This window comes from Alkalihalobacillus phoenicis, from assembly GCF_047302405.1.
Lineage (GTDB): Bacteria > Bacillota > Bacilli > Bacillales > Bacillaceae_D > Alkalihalobacillus.
This window is the reverse complement of sequence record NZ_CP154853.1, coordinates 4,676,658-4,699,386: the sequence shown is the minus strand read 5'-3', so window position 1 is coordinate 4,699,386 and position 22,729 is coordinate 4,676,658. Positions and strand designations below refer to the sequence as shown.

The 22,729-nt window shown below is 35.2% G+C and carries 19 protein-coding genes; 5 read left to right on the top strand and 14 right to left on the bottom strand.

Annotated features, from left to right (window positions below; translation table 11 throughout):
- Nucleotides 1-98 precede the first annotated feature (98 nt).
- The 3 genes from ltrA to AA0017_RS21985 form a co-directional block, all read right to left on the bottom strand.
- Nucleotides 99-1,301 (bottom strand): group II intron reverse transcriptase/maturase, encoded by a 1,203-nt coding sequence (ltrA, locus tag AA0017_RS21995; RefSeq protein WP_413378044.1) that lies wholly within the window; start codon nucleotides 1,299-1,301, stop codon nucleotides 99-101.
- Nucleotides 1,302-1,933: 632 nt separating this feature from the next.
- A complete protein-coding gene (locus AA0017_RS21990; RefSeq protein WP_413378042.1) occupies nucleotides 1,934-6,364 on the bottom strand; it encodes a glycoside hydrolase in 4,431 nt (1,476 codons plus the stop codon).
- 55 nt (nucleotides 6,365-6,419) lie between these two features.
- Nucleotides 6,420-6,548, bottom strand: coding sequence for a hypothetical protein (locus AA0017_RS21985; protein WP_413378040.1), 129 nt, complete (start codon nucleotides 6,546-6,548; stop codon nucleotides 6,420-6,422).
- Between the two features lie 582 nt (nucleotides 6,549-7,130).
- Between AA0017_RS21985 and AA0017_RS21980 the strand changes: the two genes are divergently transcribed.
- Both AA0017_RS21980 and AA0017_RS21975 read left to right on the top strand, forming a co-directional pair.
- Complete coding sequence (locus tag AA0017_RS21980; RefSeq protein ID WP_413382771.1) at nucleotides 7,131-7,550, top strand: hypothetical protein; 420 nt, start codon at nucleotides 7,131-7,133, stop codon at nucleotides 7,548-7,550.
- A 31-nt stretch (nucleotides 7,551-7,581) separates the two neighbouring features.
- Nucleotides 7,582-8,640 carry a type II toxin-antitoxin system antitoxin SocA domain-containing protein gene (locus AA0017_RS21975; protein ID WP_413378038.1) on the top strand — a complete coding sequence of 353 codons (1,059 nt, stop codon included), beginning with the start codon at nucleotides 7,582-7,584 and terminating at the stop codon, nucleotides 8,638-8,640.
- A gap of 279 nt (nucleotides 8,641-8,919) precedes the next feature.
- Here the strand turns inward: AA0017_RS21975 and solA are convergent, their stop codons facing one another.
- On the bottom strand, nucleotides 8,920-10,059 hold the full coding sequence (solA, locus tag AA0017_RS21970; protein WP_413378036.1) for an N-methyl-L-tryptophan oxidase: 1,140 nt from the start codon (nucleotides 10,057-10,059) through the stop codon (nucleotides 8,920-8,922).
- A 479-nt stretch (nucleotides 10,060-10,538) separates the two neighbouring features.
- On the opposite strand from solA, the gene AA0017_RS21965 reads away from it, so the two are divergent.
- A complete protein-coding gene (locus tag AA0017_RS21965) occupies nucleotides 10,539-10,853 on the top strand; it encodes a helix-turn-helix domain-containing protein (RefSeq protein ID WP_413378034.1) in 315 nt (104 codons plus the stop codon).
- 65 nt (nucleotides 10,854-10,918) lie between these two features.
- Nucleotides 10,919-11,422, top strand: coding sequence for a competence protein ComK (locus AA0017_RS21960; protein ID WP_413378032.1), 504 nt, complete (start codon nucleotides 10,919-10,921; stop codon nucleotides 11,420-11,422).
- A gap of 96 nt (nucleotides 11,423-11,518) precedes the next feature.
- On the opposite strand, the gene AA0017_RS21955 is transcribed toward AA0017_RS21960, so the two are convergent.
- Together AA0017_RS21955 and AA0017_RS21950 are read right to left on the bottom strand one after the other, a co-directional pair.
- Complete coding sequence (locus AA0017_RS21955; RefSeq protein ID WP_413378030.1) at nucleotides 11,519-11,725, bottom strand: hypothetical protein; 207 nt, start codon at nucleotides 11,723-11,725, stop codon at nucleotides 11,519-11,521.
- A complete protein-coding gene (locus AA0017_RS21950) occupies nucleotides 11,718-11,858 on the bottom strand; it encodes a hypothetical protein (protein WP_413378028.1) in 141 nt (46 codons plus the stop codon). The genes AA0017_RS21955 and AA0017_RS21950 overlap by 8 nt, the downstream gene beginning before the upstream one ends.
- 108 nt (nucleotides 11,859-11,966) lie before the next feature.
- On the opposite strand from AA0017_RS21950, the gene AA0017_RS21945 reads away from it, so the two are divergent.
- Entirely contained in the window at nucleotides 11,967-12,407 is a 441-nt protein-coding gene (locus AA0017_RS21945) for a VanZ family protein (RefSeq protein WP_413378026.1), read from the top strand.
- Between the two features lie 176 nt (nucleotides 12,408-12,583).
- Here the strand turns inward: AA0017_RS21945 and AA0017_RS21940 are convergent, their stop codons facing one another.
- The 8 genes from AA0017_RS21940 to AA0017_RS21905 all read right to left on the bottom strand — a co-directional run bounded on the left by AA0017_RS21940 (nucleotide 12,584) and on the right by AA0017_RS21905 (nucleotide 22,726).
- Entirely contained in the window at nucleotides 12,584-13,948 is a 1,365-nt protein-coding gene (locus AA0017_RS21940; RefSeq protein ID WP_413378024.1) for a UDP-glucose dehydrogenase family protein, read from the bottom strand.
- Between the two features lie 195 nt (nucleotides 13,949-14,143).
- Nucleotides 14,144-15,151 (bottom strand): NAD-dependent epimerase, encoded by a 1,008-nt coding sequence (locus AA0017_RS21935; protein ID WP_413378022.1) that lies wholly within the window; start codon nucleotides 15,149-15,151, stop codon nucleotides 14,144-14,146.
- A 573-nt stretch (nucleotides 15,152-15,724) separates the two neighbouring features.
- Nucleotides 15,725-16,861: a glycosyltransferase gene (locus tag AA0017_RS21930; RefSeq protein ID WP_413378021.1), complete on the bottom strand. Its 1,137-nt coding sequence runs from the start codon at nucleotides 16,859-16,861 to the stop codon at nucleotides 15,725-15,727.
- A gap of 80 nt (nucleotides 16,862-16,941) precedes the next feature.
- The gene (locus tag AA0017_RS21925) at nucleotides 16,942-18,156 is read right to left on the bottom strand and encodes an O-antigen ligase family protein (RefSeq protein ID WP_413378019.1); all 1,215 of its coding nucleotides are present in this window, start codon (nucleotides 18,154-18,156) and stop codon (nucleotides 16,942-16,944) included.
- Nucleotides 18,157-18,244: 88 nt separating this feature from the next.
- The gene (locus AA0017_RS21920) at nucleotides 18,245-19,339 is read right to left on the bottom strand and encodes a polysaccharide pyruvyl transferase family protein (protein ID WP_413378017.1); all 1,095 of its coding nucleotides are present in this window, start codon (nucleotides 19,337-19,339) and stop codon (nucleotides 18,245-18,247) included.
- Nucleotides 19,321-20,796 carry a lipopolysaccharide biosynthesis protein gene (locus AA0017_RS21915; RefSeq protein WP_413378015.1) on the bottom strand — a complete coding sequence of 492 codons (1,476 nt, stop codon included), beginning with the start codon at nucleotides 20,794-20,796 and terminating at the stop codon, nucleotides 19,321-19,323. Before AA0017_RS21915 ends, AA0017_RS21920 begins: the two co-directional genes overlap by 19 nt.
- A gap of 118 nt (nucleotides 20,797-20,914) precedes the next feature.
- Nucleotides 20,915-22,081 carry a glycosyltransferase family 2 protein gene (locus tag AA0017_RS21910; RefSeq protein WP_413378013.1) on the bottom strand — a complete coding sequence of 389 codons (1,167 nt, stop codon included), beginning with the start codon at nucleotides 22,079-22,081 and terminating at the stop codon, nucleotides 20,915-20,917.
- A 24-nt stretch (nucleotides 22,082-22,105) separates the two neighbouring features.
- Nucleotides 22,106-22,726, bottom strand: coding sequence for an acetyltransferase (locus AA0017_RS21905; protein ID WP_413382768.1), 621 nt, complete (start codon nucleotides 22,724-22,726; stop codon nucleotides 22,106-22,108).
- Nucleotides 22,727-22,729 lie beyond the last annotated feature (3 nt).

Here is a 22,729-nt window from a genome sequence, read left to right as displayed (position 1 = left end):
CTTCTAGTTGACTGTGTCACTCCCTGAAAATCGAGTAGGAGGCGCGTCACCGCGCCGACCTCTCACACCACCGTACGTACGGATCCGTATACGGCGGTTCAACCTTTTGAGTATTTCTTCTCGTAAAGTTGGACCATATCCTTTAGTCCCCACTTGTTGAGTCTATTTACAGTTAAAGCTTGGTGGAGAGTTTCACTACGCGATATGCGCCAGTATCCCTTTCGGGAATTGGCTGTTTTCATGGCATCCTCATGACCGATACCATACTGGCGTAACTTCTTATATCTAGTTCTGACTCTTTTCCACCTCTTCCATATGAGCTGTCTTATTCTGTGGTTTAACCACTGGTTCGTCTTTTCGATGAACGTCTTCATCCGAGATATTCCATAGTAGTTAATCCACCCAATTGTGGTTTTATTAATTTCCGTTATAATTTCGTGAAATGTACCTGGACGTTTACGGGAAGTAAGTTTCTTCAGTTTCGTTGTCAATCGTTGTTTAGCCGACTTGCTAGGTCGGCACCCTACTTTCCCATTAGATTCTGTAAATGAAACCCTAAGAAAGTTGCGGTTGTCGCTCCGCTTACTTTTTACGTAAATGACAAAATCATCTGCGTATCGAATAAAGCGGTGGCCTCTCTTTTCTAACTCTCTGTCTAATTTGTTTAGATAGACATTCGCTAGTAAGGGGGATAGCGGACCGCCTTGCGGTGCCCCTTCTGTAGTTTCTATATAGATATCTTTATCCAGAATTCCCGAGCGAAGAAATTTCCATATGAGCCTTAATAGGATTTTATCTGATATAAATTCCTCTAAATAGGCATGAACTCTTTGGTGATGTATCGTATCAAAATAGCTTTTTAAATCACAATCTACCACAACTCGATATCCTTCTTCGTAAAACTGCGAAGCGAGTTCCATTGCTTGATGGGCATTTCTCTTCTTACGGAAACCAAAACTATTTGGAGAGAAATGGGGGTCGATTATAGGTTCAATCACTTGTAAAATCGCCTGTTGAACGACCCTATCTAACACACATGGAATACCCAAGTACCGTTTCGATCCGTCGGGTTTAGGAATGCCAACCCTCTTTACTGGTTGGGGGTGGTAGGTTCCTTCCTTTAGTTTTCTTCGAAGCTCTTTATAGTATTTGTCCATATGTGCTTGTAATTGGTATACAGTGATTCCATCGACACCTGGTGCTCCTTTGTTCTTTCTTACTTTCTCATAGGCTATCCATAGATTCTTATGGTCAATTACCTTATCCATAAGATGAATACCACCTTGTTCTGTCATATCCATGTCGGCATCCCTACGCACTCCTATGTACCCTTTCGTTTCCAACTTATCTCTCCATAGGTAGTCATCTATTCGGTCTTTACCACGATGTTTTCTGCGTTTAGGCGGGAATTGCCTACACCTCCTTGTTTCCCAAGATTGAAGATTGTTCAGCCCTTCGTTTCTGTTAAGAAACTACTATGGCTTCTGCTGACTTCTCATGATTCATTTCCCTATCTCTAGGTTCATTGTTCCCTTAGGAAACCTTCATGAGATCTCCCCGAGTAAGAGTGATACCTTTCCTCCCATGTAGCCGCTGCATTTACCGTAAGAGATTCGGGTAGTATTGGACTTCGTTTTGTATAGCAAACTTATCCGTCTCCAATCGGCCTTTTATGCAGTTTCTGTTCGTCGGCTCAGGATTTTGCCTCCAGCTTCCTTCAGATTCTGGGTCACCCCAGACACCCTTGCCTTAAGCTAACAGTTCCTACTACCAAGCCTGTAGCGGACTTTCACCACCTATCTATCACTCATGCCGGGCACACTATATGTCGAAAAGCATCCTCACTGCGAGGATGCTTTTCGTTTGTTCATGATGGTAGCAACTATAACAGTCGACATATTACAACAATTTTCGAGTGGTGACGGTGCCCCTATTAATGAGCTCTTTTTCTTCTAAGGAAGAAAAGCATTGCTCCTGCCATTGAAAGTATAAAGCCAACTAACAGAAAGTTAAAGATTGATGTAGCTGTCTTTGGCAATAAACTATCGTTAACTTCGTCCTTTTCTGAGGCATTATTGTCATGAGCTTTTATTACATTTTGCTCAACAATGGTTTTTGTCTTCAGATTTTCTATCGCTAACTGTAATTCGGCTAATGCTTTGTCAATTTCCTCTTGGCTTGCCTTTTCTGAGGCTAATACCTGTCCCGCTTTGCTTAACGCTGCTTCTAATGCTTCCCAACTTGATGCGCTGTATTTTTCTGCCTCTAGCTCTTTTGCTTCTTTTATTGCTTTTTCTAATTTCGTTTTATCTACGGTCCCTTCTTCTTTTACTTCTAGATTTTCAATTGCTAACTGTAATTCAGCTAACGCTTTGTCAATTTCCTCTTGGCTTGCCTTTTCTGAGGCTAATACCTGTTCGGCTTTGCTCAACGCTGCTTCTAATGCTTCCCAACTTGATGTGCTGTATTTTTCTGCCTCTAGCTCTTTTGCTTCTTTTACTGCTTCTTCTAATTTCGTTTTATCTACGGTCCCTTCTTCTTTTACTTCTAGATTTTCTATCGCTAACTGTAATTCGGCTAATGCTTTGTCAATTTCCTCTTGGCTTGCCTTTTCTGAGGCTAATACCTGTTCGGCTTTGCTCAACGCTGCTTCTAATGCTGCCCAACTTGATGCGCTGTATTTTTCTGCCTCTAGCTCTTTTGCTTCTTTTACTGCTTTTTCTAATTGCGTTTTATCTACGGTCCCTTCTTCTTTTACTTCTAGATTTTCTATCGCTAACTGTAATTCGGCTAATGCTTTGTCAATTTCCTCTTGGCTTGCCTTTTCTGAGGCTAATACCTGTTCGGCTTTGCTCAACGCTGCTTCTAATGCTTCCCAACTTGATGTGCTGTATTTTTCTGCCTCTAGCTCTTTTGCTTCTTTTACTGCTTCTTCTAATTTCGTTTTATCTACGGTCCCTTCTTCTTTTACTTCTAGATTTTCTATCGCTAACTGTAATTCGGCTAATGCTTTGTCAATTTCCTCTTGACTTGCCTTTTCTGAGGCTAGTACCTGTTCGGCTCTGGTTAATGCTTCCTCTAATGCTTCCCAACTTGATGCGCTGTATTTTTCTGCCTCTAGCTCTTTTGCTTCCTTTACTGCTTCTTCTAATTTCGTTTTATCTACTGTCCCTTCTTCATCTGAAATGATAAAACTTATCGTATAAGTTCTTGTATCTTTTTCATCTTCTGAAGTTACTTTAATATATGCTTCTCCTGGAAGCGACGATGGGAGACTGATCTCATAATTGGCAAACAGATCAGAAGTTGTTACCGAGATATTCAAGACCTCTGATTCGTCTGCATCGAGTATTACTTCATATGATAAATCATCTGAGTGAAACCCTTCCAACTCATTTCCATTTACTGAAATGCTTTTAAGTGTAGCATCACTTCCTAACACCGGAATAGAACTAATGCCCATAACTTCCATTTCCACTATGGCGATACACGCATCATGCATAGCTGTAAGCATTGCCCTGATTTTAGATGTTTCTAACTCCGTAAATTTAAGAGTTGCTTCAGTGTTTTCCATTACATCTAAATGTGTATCAGGGATTTCAATCCAATCACTTCCATCCCAATATTCAAGATATAACGATTCTGGTGGTCTAGTTCCAGTCTCATCATCATAGAAAGTAAATTTCACCTCAGAAATAATTTCTTCCTTGCCAAAGTCTATTTCTACCCAATCATTCTCTCTCCATTCATTTGGATCCCAATTGGTCCAACGATCCGAAGAGTAGTCTCCATCATTAACATAATTTACATTGTCCCAATTTCCTGTAAATGACGCACTTGCTTTTGGATATTCAGAACCCGTATTAAGTGCTAGATTAGCAATCTCTCGTTCTGCTACTTTGACATAAGCAATTGCTTCTAAATTTGTCCCCTCGGCTAAACCTGAGACAGAAAATTCACCTATCTCTTTATAAAGAGACGGATCTATGTTATCCCATTTTACAGGTAACATTACTTTAACACCTATATTCAGCTCAGCTGCAACCTCTTCGGGAAGTTCTGGGTGTATACCCGCTACTGTTTTCACCTTTTCATCGACAATATTTGCAACTTCACTTACGTAAATTGTTGCTTTAGCTTTCACAGAAGTACCATCAACACTACCTTCCACAACAAATTGATTCTCCGTTTCATATTGTTCGGCATCAATTTCTTCCCAATCTACGGCTTTATCAACGGTTTTTCCATTACTATAACTTACTGTTACTTCATCCGGTAAAGTTGGTGCAATACCTGGAGTTGTCCAAATATTTTGATTTTCTATGCTAGTGATACCAGCTTCAGATATTCCCCATACTTGGTTACTACCTGCATTCGGCCTCCAAAGACCAACCGAAGCTCCTTCCTCCTTCGATTGTCCGCCAACTTCTAGTAAATCTTTACTTCCTTCATTAATAAAAGTAAATTCACCAGATCCATTGGTCGAAATAATCCATCGTTGAGTAGGTAAGTTTTCATCTTCACCTAATACAGCTGTTCCCCCAACATTTGTAAGTACTTCTTTATTTTCAGCACTTATTATCTTGTATTTTTCCGTGTTCGTATAGCCATCAGTGACCTTTTCAATGAACCATTCTTGGTTGACATTATTGTGATCATCTGAGTATTGAACGACCGATGCTTTTTCATTCTCATCCTTATCAAGGACTAAGCCACTATTTTTGTTAACAATCTTATATTCAACATCGGATTTTAGGAAACTAGCATTCTCGTTAACCCCTGACACATCAGAGATAACAAAAGTTGTCACTGATTTTGCCTCAACGGTTGTCGACAGTTTTCCATCTGAAACGGTAACATCTTCTTTTTGAATAAGGTTATCTTCTGATGAAGTTACATAAGGAGTTGCCGTTGCAGAATTACTAATCGTTTCAAATCCTGACAGATCAAAGTCAATCGTTTGCTCATCATTAGCATGGTTAGTATATACGACCACCACTTTTTTGTTTTCTTGATCAATTGCTGCTAGTGTATTCTGATCATCTGAGTTAATAAATTGTTGTCCTGGGCGAATAAATTTCGTATAATTGCCCATCGTGTAATACTTTTTATTTTTATGCCATTCTAGTGTACTAAAATCATCTGGATCAAAATCTACATGAATTAGACCCCAGTTCATATTCTCATAATCAGCATTCATATTTACTTGGTCTTCGATTGCTTGCCAGAGTACCCAGGCTTTCGGCTCAAGATTAGTAATGTCTGTCATAATATGGTTTGATAATGCAAGACCTGGTTCAATATTATCAAAATCTTGAGGCATACCGCTTGGACCTAAGTCCACTTCAGACATCCACAAACGTTTCTCTTCGCCCTTAGCAATATCCCTTATGGCGGTATGTTCTGCAGGCCAATATGTATGAACATTCATTTGTCCTACATTAGCTTTAGTCGCTTCATCGTATTTTTCCCAGTTTTCTCTAAATCGCTGTGGATGCGTTTCGTCCATTGCTGAAATGACTGTATCTAAATTCAACTCCTCCAATTGTTTACCGACCTCGTTAATGATTCTAGCTTGAGATTCAGGTGTCCAGTTAGAGCCTTCCTGCCTTCCCTTTGCTCCCCAATAACCCGTATTCGGTTCATTCACAGGAGAAAGTGTCTGAATATCTATCCCTAAATCATTTTGTAAATATTCTACTACTCTAGTTAAATAGATGGCGAAATTTTCATATTGATCCGTTCGAAGGTTATCCTGCCAAGAATCAAAGTGTCCAGAAGTATACCCACTATTGGTCATAAAATAAGGAGGTGAGTTTGAAAACGCCTCAAAAAGATTCACTCCTCTATTTTTGGCAGCTTTTAACCACCATTGTTGGTTCTTGTCTTTGTTCCAATCCCAATGTTGTGTGTTTTCTGAATCCCACCAATTATCCACTTCTTCCCAATCAGGGCTTGCGTTATCTGGAGGGCCAAATTCATCTGGACGATCCCAATAGCCTGGAACAGCACCTCCAAGACGCATATATGGTTCAGTTTCAGGCGCATCTTGCCCGCCTATATTATATCGAGCGATATTGAAATCCAAACCATCTTCACCAAATAAAGCATCTGCCAATTCCATTTTAATGTCATCTGGCCAACCGCCTGTTACGTTAGCAAACCAGACTAATGCCGTTCCCCACCCATCAAATGGTTCATGTTGATAGCTTGGATCTAATTTTACTACCTTATCAACTTCACTAGAATTATCTGCAATGCTCTGAGAAAATGCGGTTATAGGCATAAGAAGCCCAAATAAAAGAAGAGCAATGAACCCTAAGGTTATCGTTTTTTTCATCTTATTTCTGATTCGGCTTTTCATTTTAATATCCTTTCCTCCTTTTAATTTTCACCATATTCTTTAGGGAATTTCGACATTATCTTTTTATAGAGAAGTAATCACCTCCTAAAGTCTCTCCTTGGACCATTGGGAGTTTATCTTCAAAATTTGTAGACTTCTTCATGCCGCAACGAGTATTAAAATTAAAGACAAAAACTTTTTTCATTTAAATCCCTCCAACTTTACTAAAGTCACACACAAGAAAGTCCGTATATTCAGTAAATCCCCACATTAGTCCCTTTTATTGGAATTGGAGAAGATTATCGCCTGACCTAGCCATTATAAAGGACTTCTTACTTGCACAATATAAATGATCGAAAATTCAGATTATTTTAAACGAACAAATCCGTTCATCGACCGCTACACTTGCACTCCTAATTATCTGTTTTAAAATCAGAATCCAAAGAACTACACTTGTTTACGCTTTCAATATAAACACTTCAAAATGACATTATCACCTCGCTTTCTAAAGTAATAGACTCATAACCTACTTGCTTTGATATCATTTTAAATCCAACTTAATTAACTTAATTAATTTAATTAATTAATTAATTACCTAATATGTTAATCTCAACTATTTTAAATGTCAAGTGTTCCTGGGGAAGCGGGGGGACGGTTCGTATTCCGACAATCTTTAGGTAGTGACAGGTACCGCTACTAAATGATAAAATGTTATTAATCGATAACAAAAAGTGTTATCCTTGAATAAAATATCATATGACTGAGAACACTAATCTTAATAATGGATGTGGTTTTATTGGAGGCATTCAACGGAGCTACACAGGCCCAAGTTGAAGACATTTTAAAGAAGATTGTTGATTGTATTCATCGGGGAAATGACCATTTTATCCTATTAGTACAAAGAGATAAAAACGAAGCTACTTTGTTGGAATTAGGATTTAGACCCGCAGATGTAAGGCGAATTGTTGAAGAAGAACTAACTTATGAAGATTATTACAGAGGCCCCAATCCAAATGGGAGCAGCAATGTGCCTCCACGATTGAGAAATAGTGATATGTGGGAATTTGGAAAGGTCGTTACTGGAAATGAAACGATGGAAGTTTATATGAAGTTCAGTTTTATTGAAGACAATGATGGCCCTTTTACCTGTTGTGTTTCTTTTCATAAACCAGATCGTACAATCACATACCCCCTCCTAACATCATGAGGGGGGGTATGAAAAACAGGAGGAAAAAAATATGACGTTACAATTAAAATTCTGTGTTCATTGTTTTGAACGAACTCCGGTTGAACATAAATTTGTTACAGATAAAGTTGAATTGCATGGCGAAACTATCACATATAAAGCTGAACGTTATGAGTGTACAAAATGTGGAAAGTACACAGATAACGATGAATTAACAGATCGAAACTATAATACGATTTATCGTAAATATCAGGAAAAGAAAGAGATGTTAAAAGCAGAAGATTTTCGTTATGTTCGTAACGAACTTTATCAGGTTAGTACGCGCGTAATGGCTAAATTAATTGGATGGAGCCCTGCTACTATCTCTCGGTATGAAAATGGAAGTTTACAGACGAAGAAACATGATACTCATTTTAAAACATATTTAGATCCACGCGCGATGAAACGAGCATTTGATAATTATCGTGATGAACTTGAAGAGAAGCCTAGAAGAGCACTTGAAGAAAGGTTATCTTTTTTATTAGATACAGTAAAATCGAGTGAGTTATTAAAGGGGTTAGATGACAGGCTTACTTTGTTAAATATAAAAGGTATAGATGATAGATGGCACATGACTTCTACAGAAACAGTAGAGAAGTTTTTTATTATAAAAGGGCAAGAATTTAATAAGGAGGCTGAAGACGATTTAAGAGTTTCCCCTTTAAAACTTCAGAAATTAATGTATTTTGCTCAGGGATGGAGCCACGCTTTCACTGGACACGATTTATTTGAAGATAATTTCCAGGCATGGCAACATGGTCCCGTCATTCCTGATTTGTATCATCGATATAAGTCGTATGGTTCGAAGAGAATTGATAAAGATTTTAGTATATCGATTCATGATTTAGACTTAACATCTGATCAGTTGAGTATATTGCATTGGATATGGGATAAATATAGTAAATTTGAAGCGAAATTTTTAGAGGACTTAACACATATGGAGTATCCTTGGCGAAAAACGCGCGCAGATTTGCCTGATGATGCGAGTTGCGATTGGGTAATTAAAAAAGACGATATTCATCATTTTTTTGATTCAATGTATCGAACATTAATATTGCTACAGAGAAATTAGTTTATGTGTCGCTCCACGAAATATGTCGAAAAGCATCCTCACTGCGAGGAAGCTTTTCGTTATTTATCAGGAGGTGACGGGACCGGGACCTATCCCTTACCTCGTCAGCACGTATATTCAACGACTTGGTTTCTTTAAGGTCAGATTCAATATCTTTTCTTTCTATCCAATTATATCTGTTAATATGCTTGAGTACATTCCACCAATCAGGAAGTGCGAGAACCGTCCCCGCTCTTCCCAAACATTATCGTTGTGCAGCAGATAACTTTGATTCGTTAATTATTTTTCTTCATCCAAAAACCGATTAATCGAAAACGGAGATAGATCGATGTCATTCTCACCTGACATAATTAAATGACTTAGGGCTTGTCCAACTGCACTACTGAATTTGAATCCGTGTCCGGAGAAGCCTGCTGCTATTGCAACATTGGAATATTTCGGATGTAAATCTATGATAAATTTTTCATCTGGGGTAAGAGTGTACATACATGTTTTTCCGTATTTCAATTGATCAATCTCAGGGATATGTTGTTTCAAAAATTGGACCAAATCCCCTTTATCCTCTGAGGCTTCACCAAATTCTTTCATTGAAATATCTGGATTTATCTTCTCTCCGCCATCATGACGACCTACTTTGATCCCTGCCCCATCAATACTCGGAAAACCGTAATAGATTCCTTGAGATGTCTCAAATGTAAAAGCAGGAAAGCTCTGATGATTATAGATTTTTTCATTCGCATCAAACCAAGCAAACGTCTTTCTTACTGGTGTAAGCGGAAGATCTAAATCGAGCATAGCTAGTAGATTCCTAGACCCTGCTCCTGCAGAAACGACTAACGATTCCGAATAAAAGGTCTGTTCGTCCGTCTTGATTGTCACACGATCGCTTTCAACAGACATGTCTCTTACTTTACTATTTGTAAGGATAGTAGCACCGTGTAATTCGGCAAGCTCTTGATAGGCTTTAATACTTTCCTCACATTTTAAGACACCTGATGTCGGTTCAAAGCAACCAACAAAATCGTTAGGTAACGAAATTCCAGACCACCGACGCTGAACTTCACTTGAATCCATAACCTCCAGTGGTAACGAATACTTGTTAGCACTCGTGATAATATTTTGGATAAAATCGGATTGTTCATTTCCACCCCCTAACACTCCTGTTTGAATCAATAATTTCTTTTCACTAGCCCTTTCTAAATCTCTCCATAATTCCTGAGCTTTTAGAATAAGGGGTACATATTCCTCCCCCTCCGCATAAGCATATCGAATAATTCTTGTCTCCCCATGATGGCTCCCTTTGTTATGTGGTGGGTTAAAGGAGTCTAGTAATAAAGTTTTCTTTCCACTCTTAGATAAATAATAACCTGCTGCCATGCCCATTGAACCAGCACCAATGATGATTACATCATAGTTCATATTCTTAAACCTCCATAAATATTCTAATTATTCAAGTTTTCATAAATGATAATAGGCATTATAACATTTTGATGCTTAAAAGTATGGTTTTCTATCATTGATCACCAGATGATTTACGGTGGTAAACAGTCTATCATTCGGTGGTAAAAACTATGTCAGAGGTTTTACATTTCATTGGCCGTAATGAGATGAGTACGGCAACTTGATTTTACGACCATTGCCAAGTCATTTACCACTAAACGGAAATCCATTTACCATCCTTCGCCAAAAGGTTTACTAACAAATCACAAAAACCCTCCTAATTAACTGTTTAACTCATCTGTTGTGTCTTCAAGTGACAGACACATATCACAAATACACCTCATAGGACCTAAAAATAAATCCATTTCAACATCCATTAAATGTAATTATATGAATTATCGTTCATTCCTCATTCTTTTTCATTGGCTGATGATAGTTTTAAAAAGGAGATATTCTCATTGAAAAACTATGAAACGCCTGAAGAAGAAGATGCGAAAAAGATGAAACTATTAAAAGAGCAGCTCAACAAAGAAGTCGGAAACATCATTCGAGCACTTCGAAAAGTAGACGATATCAGCCAAGATGAACTAGCTTATCAACTTAAAATCTCCGAACGCTACTTGGTTAAAATTGAAAATGGGGATGCGACGATGAATTTCCAAACATACTTACTAATTCGTAACTACTTTGGCAAAGAAAGCTTCGAAAAGGAAATGAGCCATATCGATCAAGAACTAGTTAAATTAATCAAACAACAAAATGAAGACCTCTAGCTAAAGCCTAATCCACGACATTACCCTCGAATCACTTCCATTCCAATACTAAAGGAGCTTTGCCAATGTCCAAAACACTTTTCCCTACTTACGAACCAACAAACGAAACGCTCTACATCCGTCCCTCCTTCGCCATCGATCATGAAGCCTACGTCAAAGAGATAAACCAAATCTATAAAGTCAAACAACCCCCAAACCAAATCATCCATACGGCTTGCTTAGACGGAGGGGCCTCCTATGATGGCAGAAAAAGTGCCGTCATCCACAACACCGGAATCCAGAGTAAAATTCCAATTCCGATTAACCCAAGTCAAAATCTATACGCCTTTCCTACCCACTCACCACAATCAATCGATAACATCTGGATCTTCTTTCATAATGTCTACATATACAAAAAACACCCAACTGATTCAACTCAATCGATTATACAGTTTGTTAACCGAGAAACTTTAACCGCCCCTATTTCATTTGCCACTTTAGAAAGACAAATGCACCGAACAGCCTATTGTGTCTTTCGGTTTGGGAATGGTAACTTCTATGCTTATAGAGAGAACAGAAGCGATAATTAAATGTTTGTTTAAGAGAATAGCGAGGTAAATAAACTAATTATTCAGACTTCAAATCTTAATAAAACGCCTCTTTATAAAAGAGAAACATCCTTCTTTCTACTTTGTATAGAGGTTGTTATAGTTTTTTTGTTGCAATTCCTTCCGACGTGTATTAATAAAGTCGAGGAATGTACGCTCAATCTTATCCAAGTCTTCTAACTTTGCGTCTTGCCTAATATAACGAAGGGCTTTTTTGAGTGATTTTGGATATTCATCAAACTTTTTATCTTTAGAGGGATTCTCCACATTGCCTTCTTTACACATAAATTTTTAACCTTTCCACAATCGCCTCTATCACTTCTGATACTTGAAGATTTTCGTTTGCTTCCGCTCTTGAATTGATATCAATAAGTAGTTTTAGCAGTTCTTGCTGAGTGAGCTTTTCTGAAATAATCATGGGAAACCTCCTATTATATGATTTAGGCGTTCTTGTTCTATCTTTTACACTCGTATACTTTCCACTCTCTCTGACAAAACTATTAATAACGAAAGGAAGTGTATGTAAATGAGAGTGGTTCTATTATTAAGTTGGATGCTCTTTATATTAGCCTTATCACTTACTAATAATTTCAAAGAACTCATTCATCATGGAGAGATTTACTTTTCATTCACAATTAATCCTTATTTCACCAGTTTCTTTACAATCTATCAAATGAATAGTTCAACGCTGATTGCACAAAAGGTTGGGCTTTTTTTCTTTTTTATAATTTTAACAGCTATTCTCGTCTTATGCTTAAAAAGCTTCAAAATGAGTTGGTTCATTGGATTCAGTTATGGATTAGCTACTGAAGTCATTCAACCATTTTTCTTCAGAAGTGGACGTATACTGGATGTCCTGATTAACTGGTCTGGTGTGTTGGTTTGTCTTTTTATCCTTTTAGTAATCAATCAGTTCCTAATCACACTTTATCCTATCTGGTCTTCAAAAGTTACCGAAGAAGTGTAAAAAAATTAGGTATATTGCGAATATATAATCGCAAATCCTCCCATTAACGCAAAAAAATACTGCACCTCTACTAAAGTTCCTAATAGAGGCACAGTTTCTTTTTCCTTACTCACATAAGCAACTACCACTAGAAGCGTCCAATCACATGAACATCTCTTGCGCTATCTATTCATTCATTAAACTTGTACATTTTCTAGATTCAAAGATTTCGAACCTTTCACACCTTGTTCGCGTCCAATTGAGTGATACTCAACTCCAGCTTCTTTCATGTCTTCAATACTATAAATATTTCTGCCATCATAGACTAAAGGAGTTCTCATCATCTTCTGATAAGCTTCAGGTTTCACTGCTTTTACTTCTCCCCACTCAGTAAAGATAAAGCATACATTTGCATCTTCTAAAGCTTCTTCTACATTTGTTACATAAGTGATATGGCCTTTTGCATTCTGTCCTTCTGGATACACTTTAGCGAAATTCTCTGCACCAACAGGATCAAAAGCATAAATATTTGCCCCTTGTTCCAATAACAATGGAATATTCACAAGCGAAGCCGCTTCTCTTAAATCGTCTGTTCCAGGCTTAAATGTCAACCCTAACACAGCAACCTTAAGACCGCTAAACGTAATTAATCGATTTCTAGCTTTTTTATACAACATGGTCTTTTGTTCTTCGTTCACATCAATAGCCGCTTTAACTGTCTTCAACTCATAGCCGTTTTGTCTTGCTAAATTCTCCAACGCTTTTGTATCTTTAGGGAAGCATGAACCGCCATAACCAATCCCAGCATTTAAAAACTTGCTGCCAATACGTTCGTCAAAACTCATCCCTTTGGCTACATCTTGAATATCGGCACCAACTAATTCACAAAGATTAGCAATGTCATTCATATAAGAGATTTTTAATGCTAGGAAATCATTTGAGGCATACTTAATCATTTCAGCTGACCTTCTATTAACCGAAACAATAGGTAAGTGAAATGGCTCATATAAACACTTAAGAAGACCTTCTGCCCATTTGCTCTCCGTTCCAATAACGACCCTTTCCGCATAAAGTGTATCGTGCACCGCTGAGCCTTGTGCTAAAAACTCCGGATTTGAAGCCACTTCTATTTTTACATCATTAACTAAGAAATCTTGAATAAATTGCTCAACTTTGTCGTTTGTACCAACTGGAACAGTCGATTTTACAACAACTAGACAATCCTTCTCAACGGACTCAGCAATTTGTCTTGCGACGGTTGCGATATATGAAAGATTCGCAGAACCATCTGCCTGTTCTGGCGTACCAACACCAATAAAGATCGCATCTGCATCCTTATAAGCAGATCGGTAGTCCGTTGTATAATCAATTCTCCCAGCTGCAAAATTTTTCTGCATTAACTCTTGTAAATTCGCTTCATATATTGGGGAAACCCCAGACTTCATTAGATTAACCTTATCTTCATCAATATCTACACAAGTGACTTGATGACCAACTTCCGCAAAGCATACACCTGCTACTAAACCAACATAACCTGTTCCTGCCACTGCTATTTTGTACATTCATTTCCCCTACCTTTATTCTTTATTTTATATCCATAAAATTAACACCTTACTAATTTATTTTCTTGCATTTCATAGAAAAAATCCCTACTATTACAGCATTACTTATACCATTAATAAAAGAGTCCTAAGTTCTGATCTTAGGACTCTTTTATATTTAACTTTTACACAATAAGTCTTTTAACTAAGACTTATTTATTGTTGGTAATAGTCTTTATACCACTTCACAAAATGTCCCAATCCCACTTCAATAGGTGTAGATGGATTAAATCCAACATCTCGTTTCAAATCATCAATATCAGCAAACGTAGCCTTTACATCTCCGGCTTGCATTGGTAAGAATTCTATATTCGCCTTCTTGTCTAACAATCGCTCTAATGTAGTAATAAAGTCCATTAATTTAACAGGCTCATTGTTCCCAATATTGTAAATCTTATATGGTGCATAACTTGTACTTGGATCAGGATTCATACGATCAAAGTCTTCATTAGGTTGAGGAGCTTTATCTAGTAAACGAACGATACCCTCGACAATATCATCAATATAAGTAAAATCACGCATCATCTCACCATTATTAAAGACCTTAATCGTTTTACCCTCTAAGATATTCTTTGTAAATGAGAAATAAGCCATATCAGGTCTCCCCCAAGGTCCATAAACCGTAAAGAAGCGAAGCCCAGTGGTAGGTATGCCATATAAATCACTATAAGAATGTGCTAAGAGCTCATTTGCTTTTTTTGTAGCTGCATATAAGCTGACTGGATGGTTGACACCGTCTGTCGTAGCAAATGGCATCTTTTGATTTGCACCGTATACTGAGCTTGAAGAAGCATAGATTAAATGCTCGATGTTATTGTGACGACATGCCTCAAGAATATTGGTAAACCCAACTAAGTTTGAGTCAATATATGCATGTGGGTTTTCTAGGCTATAGCGTACACCTGCTTGAGCTGCTAGATTGATTACATGGGTAAAGCCATGTTTTGCAAATAAGGATTGAATTTGTTTACGATCAGCTAAATCCATTTGAACAAAAGAAAAATTACGATATGAACCTAATTCTTTTAATCGGTCTTCTTTTAATTTTTGATCGTAATAATCATTTAAGTTATCTATTCCGACTACTTCATATCCTTCGTTTAGTAAGCGTTTTGTAACGTGCATGCCGACAAATCCAGCTACACCTGTGACTAGTATATTCATTGATTCACCTCTATATAATTATGTGTTAAATAGTACAGGCTCGGAAATAGATACGAAAGTTTATTAATCGTCAAAATTCTGATAGTGACAGGCACCACTCCCAATTAGCGATCACACGCTCACTTCTTTGCGTTATAAATCAGGTGAACCTAATCAAAATAAACATTTGCATGTTTCTCTGTACGATCTCGAACATTGTTGAGCTGAAAAAAATCTTTAAGATAATCTTTTATTCACTCAAATACGTTTCTTTACTTATAGATTTCTTTCCTTACTCTCGAACTAGCACTGTGGATCGTCATAATTCCTTTGTAACTTTGACCATATACAACTTTTGACATAGAGAATCTTGAGTTAACTATCAATCCGTGGATCCTTTCAGACACATATTCTTTAATGTCCCATACTTCCTTCGGATTGTATAATATTCATTGTGAAAACCCTCCTCCAGTCTGAAAGTTTGTTTGGCCACTTACTCTTTCGTCTTTTAGAGGTATACTATTTTTTATATTTTGAAAAGCTTATAAGACACAGATTTAAAATTATGAAACTAACTCATTTAATAATTCTAATTCAGTTTTCTTTTTTAATTTTTAATATTCCATAAAAATTATCTAATAATTGTTCTGCAACTCTATCCCAAGTATATTTTTCCTTTATTAATCTTTTAGCACGAGTTCCATATGATGCTACATTTTCTTTTGAATTTATTATTTCAGTTAAAACCTGAGCAATATTATCTGAGTCAAAACTCGTTCCCCAACCAACTTTCTTTTCTACCACTTCATCCAAAATATTTGTACCTGGAGTGACTAAACAAGGGATACCATATGACATTGCTTCCAACACTGACATGGGATGCCCTTCAAACCTTGATGTATGAACAAAAATATCTGCGTCCTGTAAAATCAGCTCTTTATCACTTCCTACAACTGGTCCATGAACATTTATTATTTCTGTTAGACTGTTCAACTCAATTAACCGCTCAAGCTCTTTCTTGCTGTTATTAATATCTGGTCCGTACAAATTGACTTTTACATTCATAAGTTTTAATTGTTTTTTTATTTTACTACATCCCTCAATTAACAGATCCAAACCCTTATGATAAATATCTAGCCTGCCAATAAAAACAAAATTCATTTCATTCTTACTTTCTTTTTTCGACTTTGTATCAGATAAAACCTTAGCTTCAACAAGTTCCGTACCATTACCTACTACAAAAGTCTCAGTCCTCCATTTACTTACATCCTTTGATTCTGCTTCATTTAAACAGTGAATTGCAACTGCATTTTTCACCATACGATTAAAAAATAAAAAATTCCCTATTTTTTTCTTTACCTTTTTTTGACTTTGTGCTCCTATGGTCATCCCACCTCTTGGTGTAATTACATAAGGTATACCTCTTTTATTAGCTTCTTTAGCTAAGCTAAAATGTATAGGTATATAAGTACTTTGAAATATAATTATATCCGGCTTCGAAAATGGCAGCGGCAATTGACAAAGCTTTTTTAATTTACCATTGTCATTTCTGATATAGAAAACAGGAAATGGCATATCTTTTTTATAAGGCCCTTTATTTGATGTAGTCAATAAGGCTACCTTTATCCCACGATTATGTAACGCTCTAACCGTATTAGGTATAGATACCGTTAATCCAGAGATTTTTTCATCTGTAATAGGAGCTACGTACAATATTGTTGGAGTCTTCATATTAACCATCCTTTATTAAAATTACATCATATACCTAATTACCATAGAATATAAAAATTAAATAACCTATATAATTAACCTTATAAACCTTTATCTATAGTGTTTAATTTACTTGCTTTATTTAACTCATTATTAAATCCATAATATAACAATAAAATAGACCAAAAGAAAAAATACCTAAAATCATAAAAACCACCTGAGAACATTTGGACTATAACCATATATAATGGTAAACCAGATAAAATCAATAGTTTTGTATTTCTTAATTTTAAAATAAGGTATAGCGAATAGAACATTATAATTAAAAAGAAGATTAATCCAAGAACTCCAATTTCAATCATCAATTCTAAAACTAAATTATGAGGATAAGATCTTCCCCAATCAACTGCAAACCCATTTAAACCATAACCCATAATAGGCTTTTCTTTTATCATATTTATTGAATGTTCATAGAGTGAATCTCTTCCTGCAGTGTGTATACCTTTATCGCCTCTATTGAACATTAAATTAATTACTCTGGATTGAAATACTCTTTGTAAAGGTTCATAGAGACTCCAAATAAAGAAAGACCCTAAAATCAAATAAAAAGATAGTTTATATCTAACGCGAAATAAACTTTCAAGTGAGATCTTTTGTGAAAATAATTTAATTATACACAGTAGACTTAAAGTCAAGCCTGCTCCAATTAATCCTCCTCTTGAACCTACAAATACTATTCCAATTATGAATAATACACCCAAAATAAAATATACTATCTTTCTACTAATAGAAAAGCGATATATAGAGCAGCATGCTGAAAAAAATAAAATTCTTGTCGTAACATTATGACCACCTAAAAGAAAACGTCCTCTAGAGTCCCCGCTAAGTATAGAAATATAGACAGGCAATAAATAAAAAAGACCTAAAATAATTATAAAACCCGTCAAAAGTTTAAAAAAATCATCACTTTTGTAATTTGATATTACAAAGGTTAAACCTATTAATAAAACACTTAGGAAAATAATATCCACAAACTTTTCAATAGAGACTACTAAATTATCACTAAAAAAAATGGATATAGATAATATAAAGATTAAAAGTTTTGTTATCAATAAAAACATAATAAGTAGTTTATTATCTCTAACCTTGTGCGAAATTCCATAATTATGAACTATAAATAGTGAGAAAATAAACATTAAAGCAAATAAATATTTGATTTCAATATCAAAATCAATCCCTACTATCCTGCCTATAGAAAACGCACCCGAAAAAAATGAAAAAAATAACATTACAAGAATGAATTTCGATTTTGACATAAGTTCCATATCCTTTTTACTTGTAGTTCATTTCAATATCATGTCACTAATACTATATAATAAAAATCATTTAATTTATAGCATAGGTTCAATGATAAATTGAATCCAAGAAGTTAAATAATATTTCCTTATTTCTTTTAGATTTTTGGATTATATTATTAGGTATGATTTGTGTATTCACTTTTTTAAAGCTATAATAACTAAGCTTTTCATAAACAAATCCTTCTCTTAGATCATCTAGCTGTATACACCTATCACTAGCATTTATTTGCTTATAAAACCTTGGCGTTTTAGAATGTGCCGCAATAGAAATTGCATGTTTATTTAGTGCTGATGAGACAATTCCAACATGAAGCTTAGTGGTAAGAACTAAATCTAACTGACCTATAAGTGCAGTGAAAGTCCAATGATCCTTATAAGGCACTAACACAGCTCTTGATATTCTCTCACTTAATTCTAAAGTTACATCTGAATATTTTCCCTTCCAATCACATATTAAAAATATAGATACATTTAAATTCTCATTACTGAATTTTGTAATTTCATCTATAATTACTTTCCTTACTTCTTTATTATCAAAATTCCCTAAATGAATACCTACTTTAATTTGTCCTTCACTACTTTTAACTATTTCTTCAGCTTCTTTACTCGCACTTGCAGGTATATCATCTTTTGATAATTGATTAACAATATCACTCGTTTCTATAAGAGAGGCTTTATCCACATTATTATCAATTAAAAACTTTTTAGACTCTTCATCCCTTACAGCCACAAATTTAGCTTTCCTTACAGTTTTTACTATGCTATTACGTGTTAAAGGGTTCGATATTGGACCGGCTCCAACACCAATAATGGCATAAGGTTTATTATTTTTTGTCAGTTTTTTCCTCGGTAAAGAATACCTTTGGATATTTCTTAATCCCCACAGATATTTCTTTTGGGGAGGTTCACCAAAGTAACCTCCACCACCAAATATAAATGCATCTGCTTCATTCAAATATTTTTCTCCGTACCTTTCAGCTCCAATGTCTTTAGCAATATAACTTTGAGCATATGGTAAAAGCACCTCTATTTTCTCATCATATTCTTTTATCCACTTTCTCATTATGTCCATTAATAAAATATCACCATAATTGTGATGATAGTAAGATCCATGTAATGCTATCAACTTATTTTTTTCCATTTCATCTTCCCCCTACATAAACTTTCAATATTTTTCAACAACCAATTTTCTGTTTCCCCCAAAACTATACCCTTATAAAACTTAAATAAAATAGCTAGCACCACTATTGAACTAACCAAATTTAATAAAAAGATAAATAATGGATCAAAATCGAAAATTAATTCAATTATTAGATACAAAAAAAGAATAATAAAACTAATTAAAGCTCCTGTCTTATGAACTTTAATAAAAGAACTCCAATCTGCACCAATAAGTTTCAAACTTAGTTGTGCCATTAAAACATAATTAATTATTAATGCAATAACTATACCTACAGCAATCCCTTCTAATCCCCAATAGTGGCCAATAAAACATCCTAAAAATATAGAACAAGCATATACAAACTGTCTCCAGGCTCTTTTGTAAACTGCTCCTAACGCTCTTGTCAATGATTCACTCATTTTATAACTTGTTCTAAAAATCATACCAGAGCTTAATATCAGAAAAGCACTTGTTGCCGATATCCAGTTCTCACCAATAGTAATTAATATAAATTCTTCTGCATATATCATACAAGTTATACTTAAAGGTAATACTAACGTCGCAGTTAAACCGACACCTCTTAAATAAATTTGTTTTAACCTTGTTAAATCAGATTGTATTCGAGACATTGCCGAAAATAAAACCTTGTCTAGGACTTGACCAATTACATTTGCAGGCATAACCATAAGTTGATATATTCTACCATAGAGACCTAGTACAGTGGGCCCTAACAATCTGCCTATCACTATATTATCTCCTTGCGTAGCAGCATAATTAAAAACTCTTGCTAGAGTAAAGCCGCCTCCAAAATACATTAACTCCTTTACTGACTTTATATTAAATAAAGGAACAATATTATGTCTAACAACTGTCATTGTCATAATAGTGGCTAATAAAGTTTGTGATAATTGAGCTATTACTAAAGCCCATATCCCATAGTCTAGTAATGCGAAAAAAATTGCCATAAATCCATAGCCAATGGTATATGAAAATGTTTCGATTAGTGCTAAAGATTTAAATTTAAGATCTCTTTGTAAAAGTCCAGTAGCAACAATACTAAAGCTTTGAATAAAAAAGCTTATTGATAAAACCTTCAACACAATCTCTAATTGACTCATTTTAAAAAATATAGATATACCACTTGATAAACAATATATTAGGACACTAAATATAATGCCCATCGCAATAGAAAGTGTAAAACCAGTTCTAATTAGATTCTTATTAATTTTTGGTCTTTGTACAATTGCTTGACCTACTCCTAAAGTAGTAAAAATCACAGAAAAAGAAATTACTACCATCGAAGCTGTTATTACCCCAAATTCTTCAGGTGTAATTAATCTAGCTAACACAACTAATGTTAAGAACTTAGTGATATTCTGAACTAGCGTTCCTACAAAAGACCAACCAAACCCGTTTATAATTTTTCGTTTCAACATCCCTAAAATGCCCCAATCTAAAGGTTTAAACTTCAATATAAACTAAATAAACAAGTTTTGTAATTATCTAAAATTGCAATTATATATAATAGGAGCAATACAAAATCCTTTTTATTAATTATCTAGTACTCTCTGCCTTCTCCCAAAATGGTTTCGCTTTTCCAGTTATTATATTATAGACTCCTACCCATTGTGCAAAGACTGTAACACAATAGTAATAGACTAATGTTAAATACTTATTATTTGATTTTGTGAAAAATTTCAACAATGCTAATAAATAAAAAAGAAATTGACAAAAAAACATGATTGAGTAGAATAAATAATCAATTGCAAGTAATAAACTTGTTACAAAAATAGTTATATGTGATATCCACAATAGATATCTACACGTCCTGTGACCAAAATAAAAATAAGAATACCATCTATATTTAAAAATGTTTAATATTCTTATATCTGGAATTATATATTTAAGTATAATTCTATTCATCCTTACTTTCCTACCAAATTCATCCTCAACTATTTCACCTGCTTTTTCATAAGCCACTGCATCATGATTACATATTGCTCTTTTTCCATTCAATGTATAATGGGTAGGCATTGCACTATCATGACATAATATAGGATCAAAATCATAGTAATCGTTAGTTCTGCATGCATATAATGCACCATTTCCCGCAGTTATAGATTGCATTCTTCCTTCTATTTCACGGATAGCAAGGTCACTATCCCAGTAATTCGCTTCGGCGTTACTTACATCACTAGAATTCTGATTAATAATTGATAATCTTCCTGTCACATAAGCTATGTCATCAGAAGTAAATACTGCCATAAGTTCCTTTATAGAAGCTTTATCCAATATGGAATTTGCATCAGTCATAACAAGATACTCCGTTACAACCGTTTTTTGTGCTTCGTTTTGTGCATTGGTCTTTCCTTTTCTCTCCTTAACCTCATAAAGCCTTAAATTTTGATCTTTATGTTCTTCTATGAACTGTCGTACAATCTCATTAGTTCTATCTGTACTATTATCAGAAGCGATCAAAAACTCTATTTTGTCCTTCGGATATCTTAACTCAATAATGTTATTAAGTTTTTCCAATATGACCTTTTCTTCATTGTGAGCAACTACCATTACTGTAACTGTAGGTTGATGAGAATAATCCTTTTTTATTCTTCTATTCTTATATACCTTTCCAATGAACTTTAATGAAATTGGGTAACCAATCATAGCCCATATTATAATAAACCCACTTAAATAAAATAGAAATTTTAAGATTAAGTCCATGAGATTTCTCCCTTAATATACGATTTATTTTATTTTTCTAACAGGAACCCCAACATAAGTTCCCGTTTCAGATATATCCTTAACCACTACCGCACCAGCACCAACCTTACAACATTTAGCAATAGAAATATTATTACTTACCACACTACCAATACCTAACCACGAACCTTGTCCAACTGTAACCGTCCCGGCCAAGTGAACACCAGGAGAAATGTGCACAAATTCCTCGATCAAATTGTCATGATCTATGGTAGCACCAGTATTAATTATGCACCCTTTACCAATCGTAGTGTAGCTATTTATTACCACTCCAGCCATGATTACTGTTCCTATTGCTAACTTAACAGAATTCCCAATTATTGCCTTTGGGTGGATTAACGTAGGAATACTCGCACCTTTCGCTTCTAATTTATTTTGAATTGCTTTACGGATATCATTATTTCCAACTGCAATAAAAATATCGTGATCACTTAAATAATGAGAAACTTCACTAGATTTCCCAACAACTTTTAACCCCATACTGTTAGATATACTTTTATCATCATCTAAAAAAGCAATCTTATCCCATTTGTTCATACGTAAAGCAATATCAGCCACTACTTTACCATGACCACTCGCACCAATAATTAAAAGTTTTTTTTTCAACAT

Bases quoted from the DNA above. Each gene is read 5' to 3' on its own strand.
- ltrA (WP_413378044.1), bottom strand. From the start codon at position 1,301: ATGGATATGACAGAACAAGGTGGTATTCATCTTATGGATAAGGTAATT.
- AA0017_RS21990 (WP_413378042.1), bottom strand. From the start codon at position 6,364: ATGAAAAGCCGAATCAGAAATAAGATGAAAAAAACGATAACCTTAGGG.
- AA0017_RS21985 (WP_413378040.1), bottom strand. From the start codon at position 6,548: ATGAAAAAAGTTTTTGTCTTTAATTTTAATACTCGTTGCGGCATGAAG.
- AA0017_RS21975 (WP_413378038.1), top strand. From the start codon at position 7,582: ATGACGTTACAATTAAAATTCTGTGTTCATTGTTTTGAACGAACTCCG.
- solA (WP_413378036.1), bottom strand. From the start codon at position 10,059: ATGAACTATGATGTAATCATCATTGGTGCTGGTTCAATGGGCATGGCA.
- AA0017_RS21960 (WP_413378032.1), top strand. From the start codon at position 10,919: ATGTCCAAAACACTTTTCCCTACTTACGAACCAACAAACGAAACGCTC.
- AA0017_RS21955 (WP_413378030.1), bottom strand. From the start codon at position 11,725: ATGTGTAAAGAAGGCAATGTGGAGAATCCCTCTAAAGATAAAAAGTTT.
- AA0017_RS21950 (WP_413378028.1), bottom strand. From the start codon at position 11,858: ATGATTATTTCAGAAAAGCTCACTCAGCAAGAACTGCTAAAACTACTT.
- AA0017_RS21945 (WP_413378026.1), top strand. From the start codon at position 11,967: ATGAGAGTGGTTCTATTATTAAGTTGGATGCTCTTTATATTAGCCTTA.
- AA0017_RS21940 (WP_413378024.1), bottom strand. From the start codon at position 13,948: ATGTACAAAATAGCAGTGGCAGGAACAGGTTATGTTGGTTTAGTAGCA.
- AA0017_RS21935 (WP_413378022.1), bottom strand. From the start codon at position 15,151: ATGAATATACTAGTCACAGGTGTAGCTGGATTTGTCGGCATGCACGTT.
- AA0017_RS21930 (WP_413378021.1), bottom strand. From the start codon at position 16,861: ATGAAGACTCCAACAATATTGTACGTAGCTCCTATTACAGATGAAAAA.
- AA0017_RS21925 (WP_413378019.1), bottom strand. From the start codon at position 18,156: ATGTCAAAATCGAAATTCATTCTTGTAATGTTATTTTTTTCATTTTTT.
- AA0017_RS21920 (WP_413378017.1), bottom strand. From the start codon at position 19,339: ATGGAAAAAAATAAGTTGATAGCATTACATGGATCTTACTATCATCAC.
- AA0017_RS21915 (WP_413378015.1), bottom strand. From the start codon at position 20,796: ATGTTGAAACGAAAAATTATAAACGGGTTTGGTTGGTCTTTTGTAGGA.
- AA0017_RS21910 (WP_413378013.1), bottom strand. From the start codon at position 22,081: ATGGACTTAATCTTAAAATTTCTATTTTATTTAAGTGGGTTTATTATA.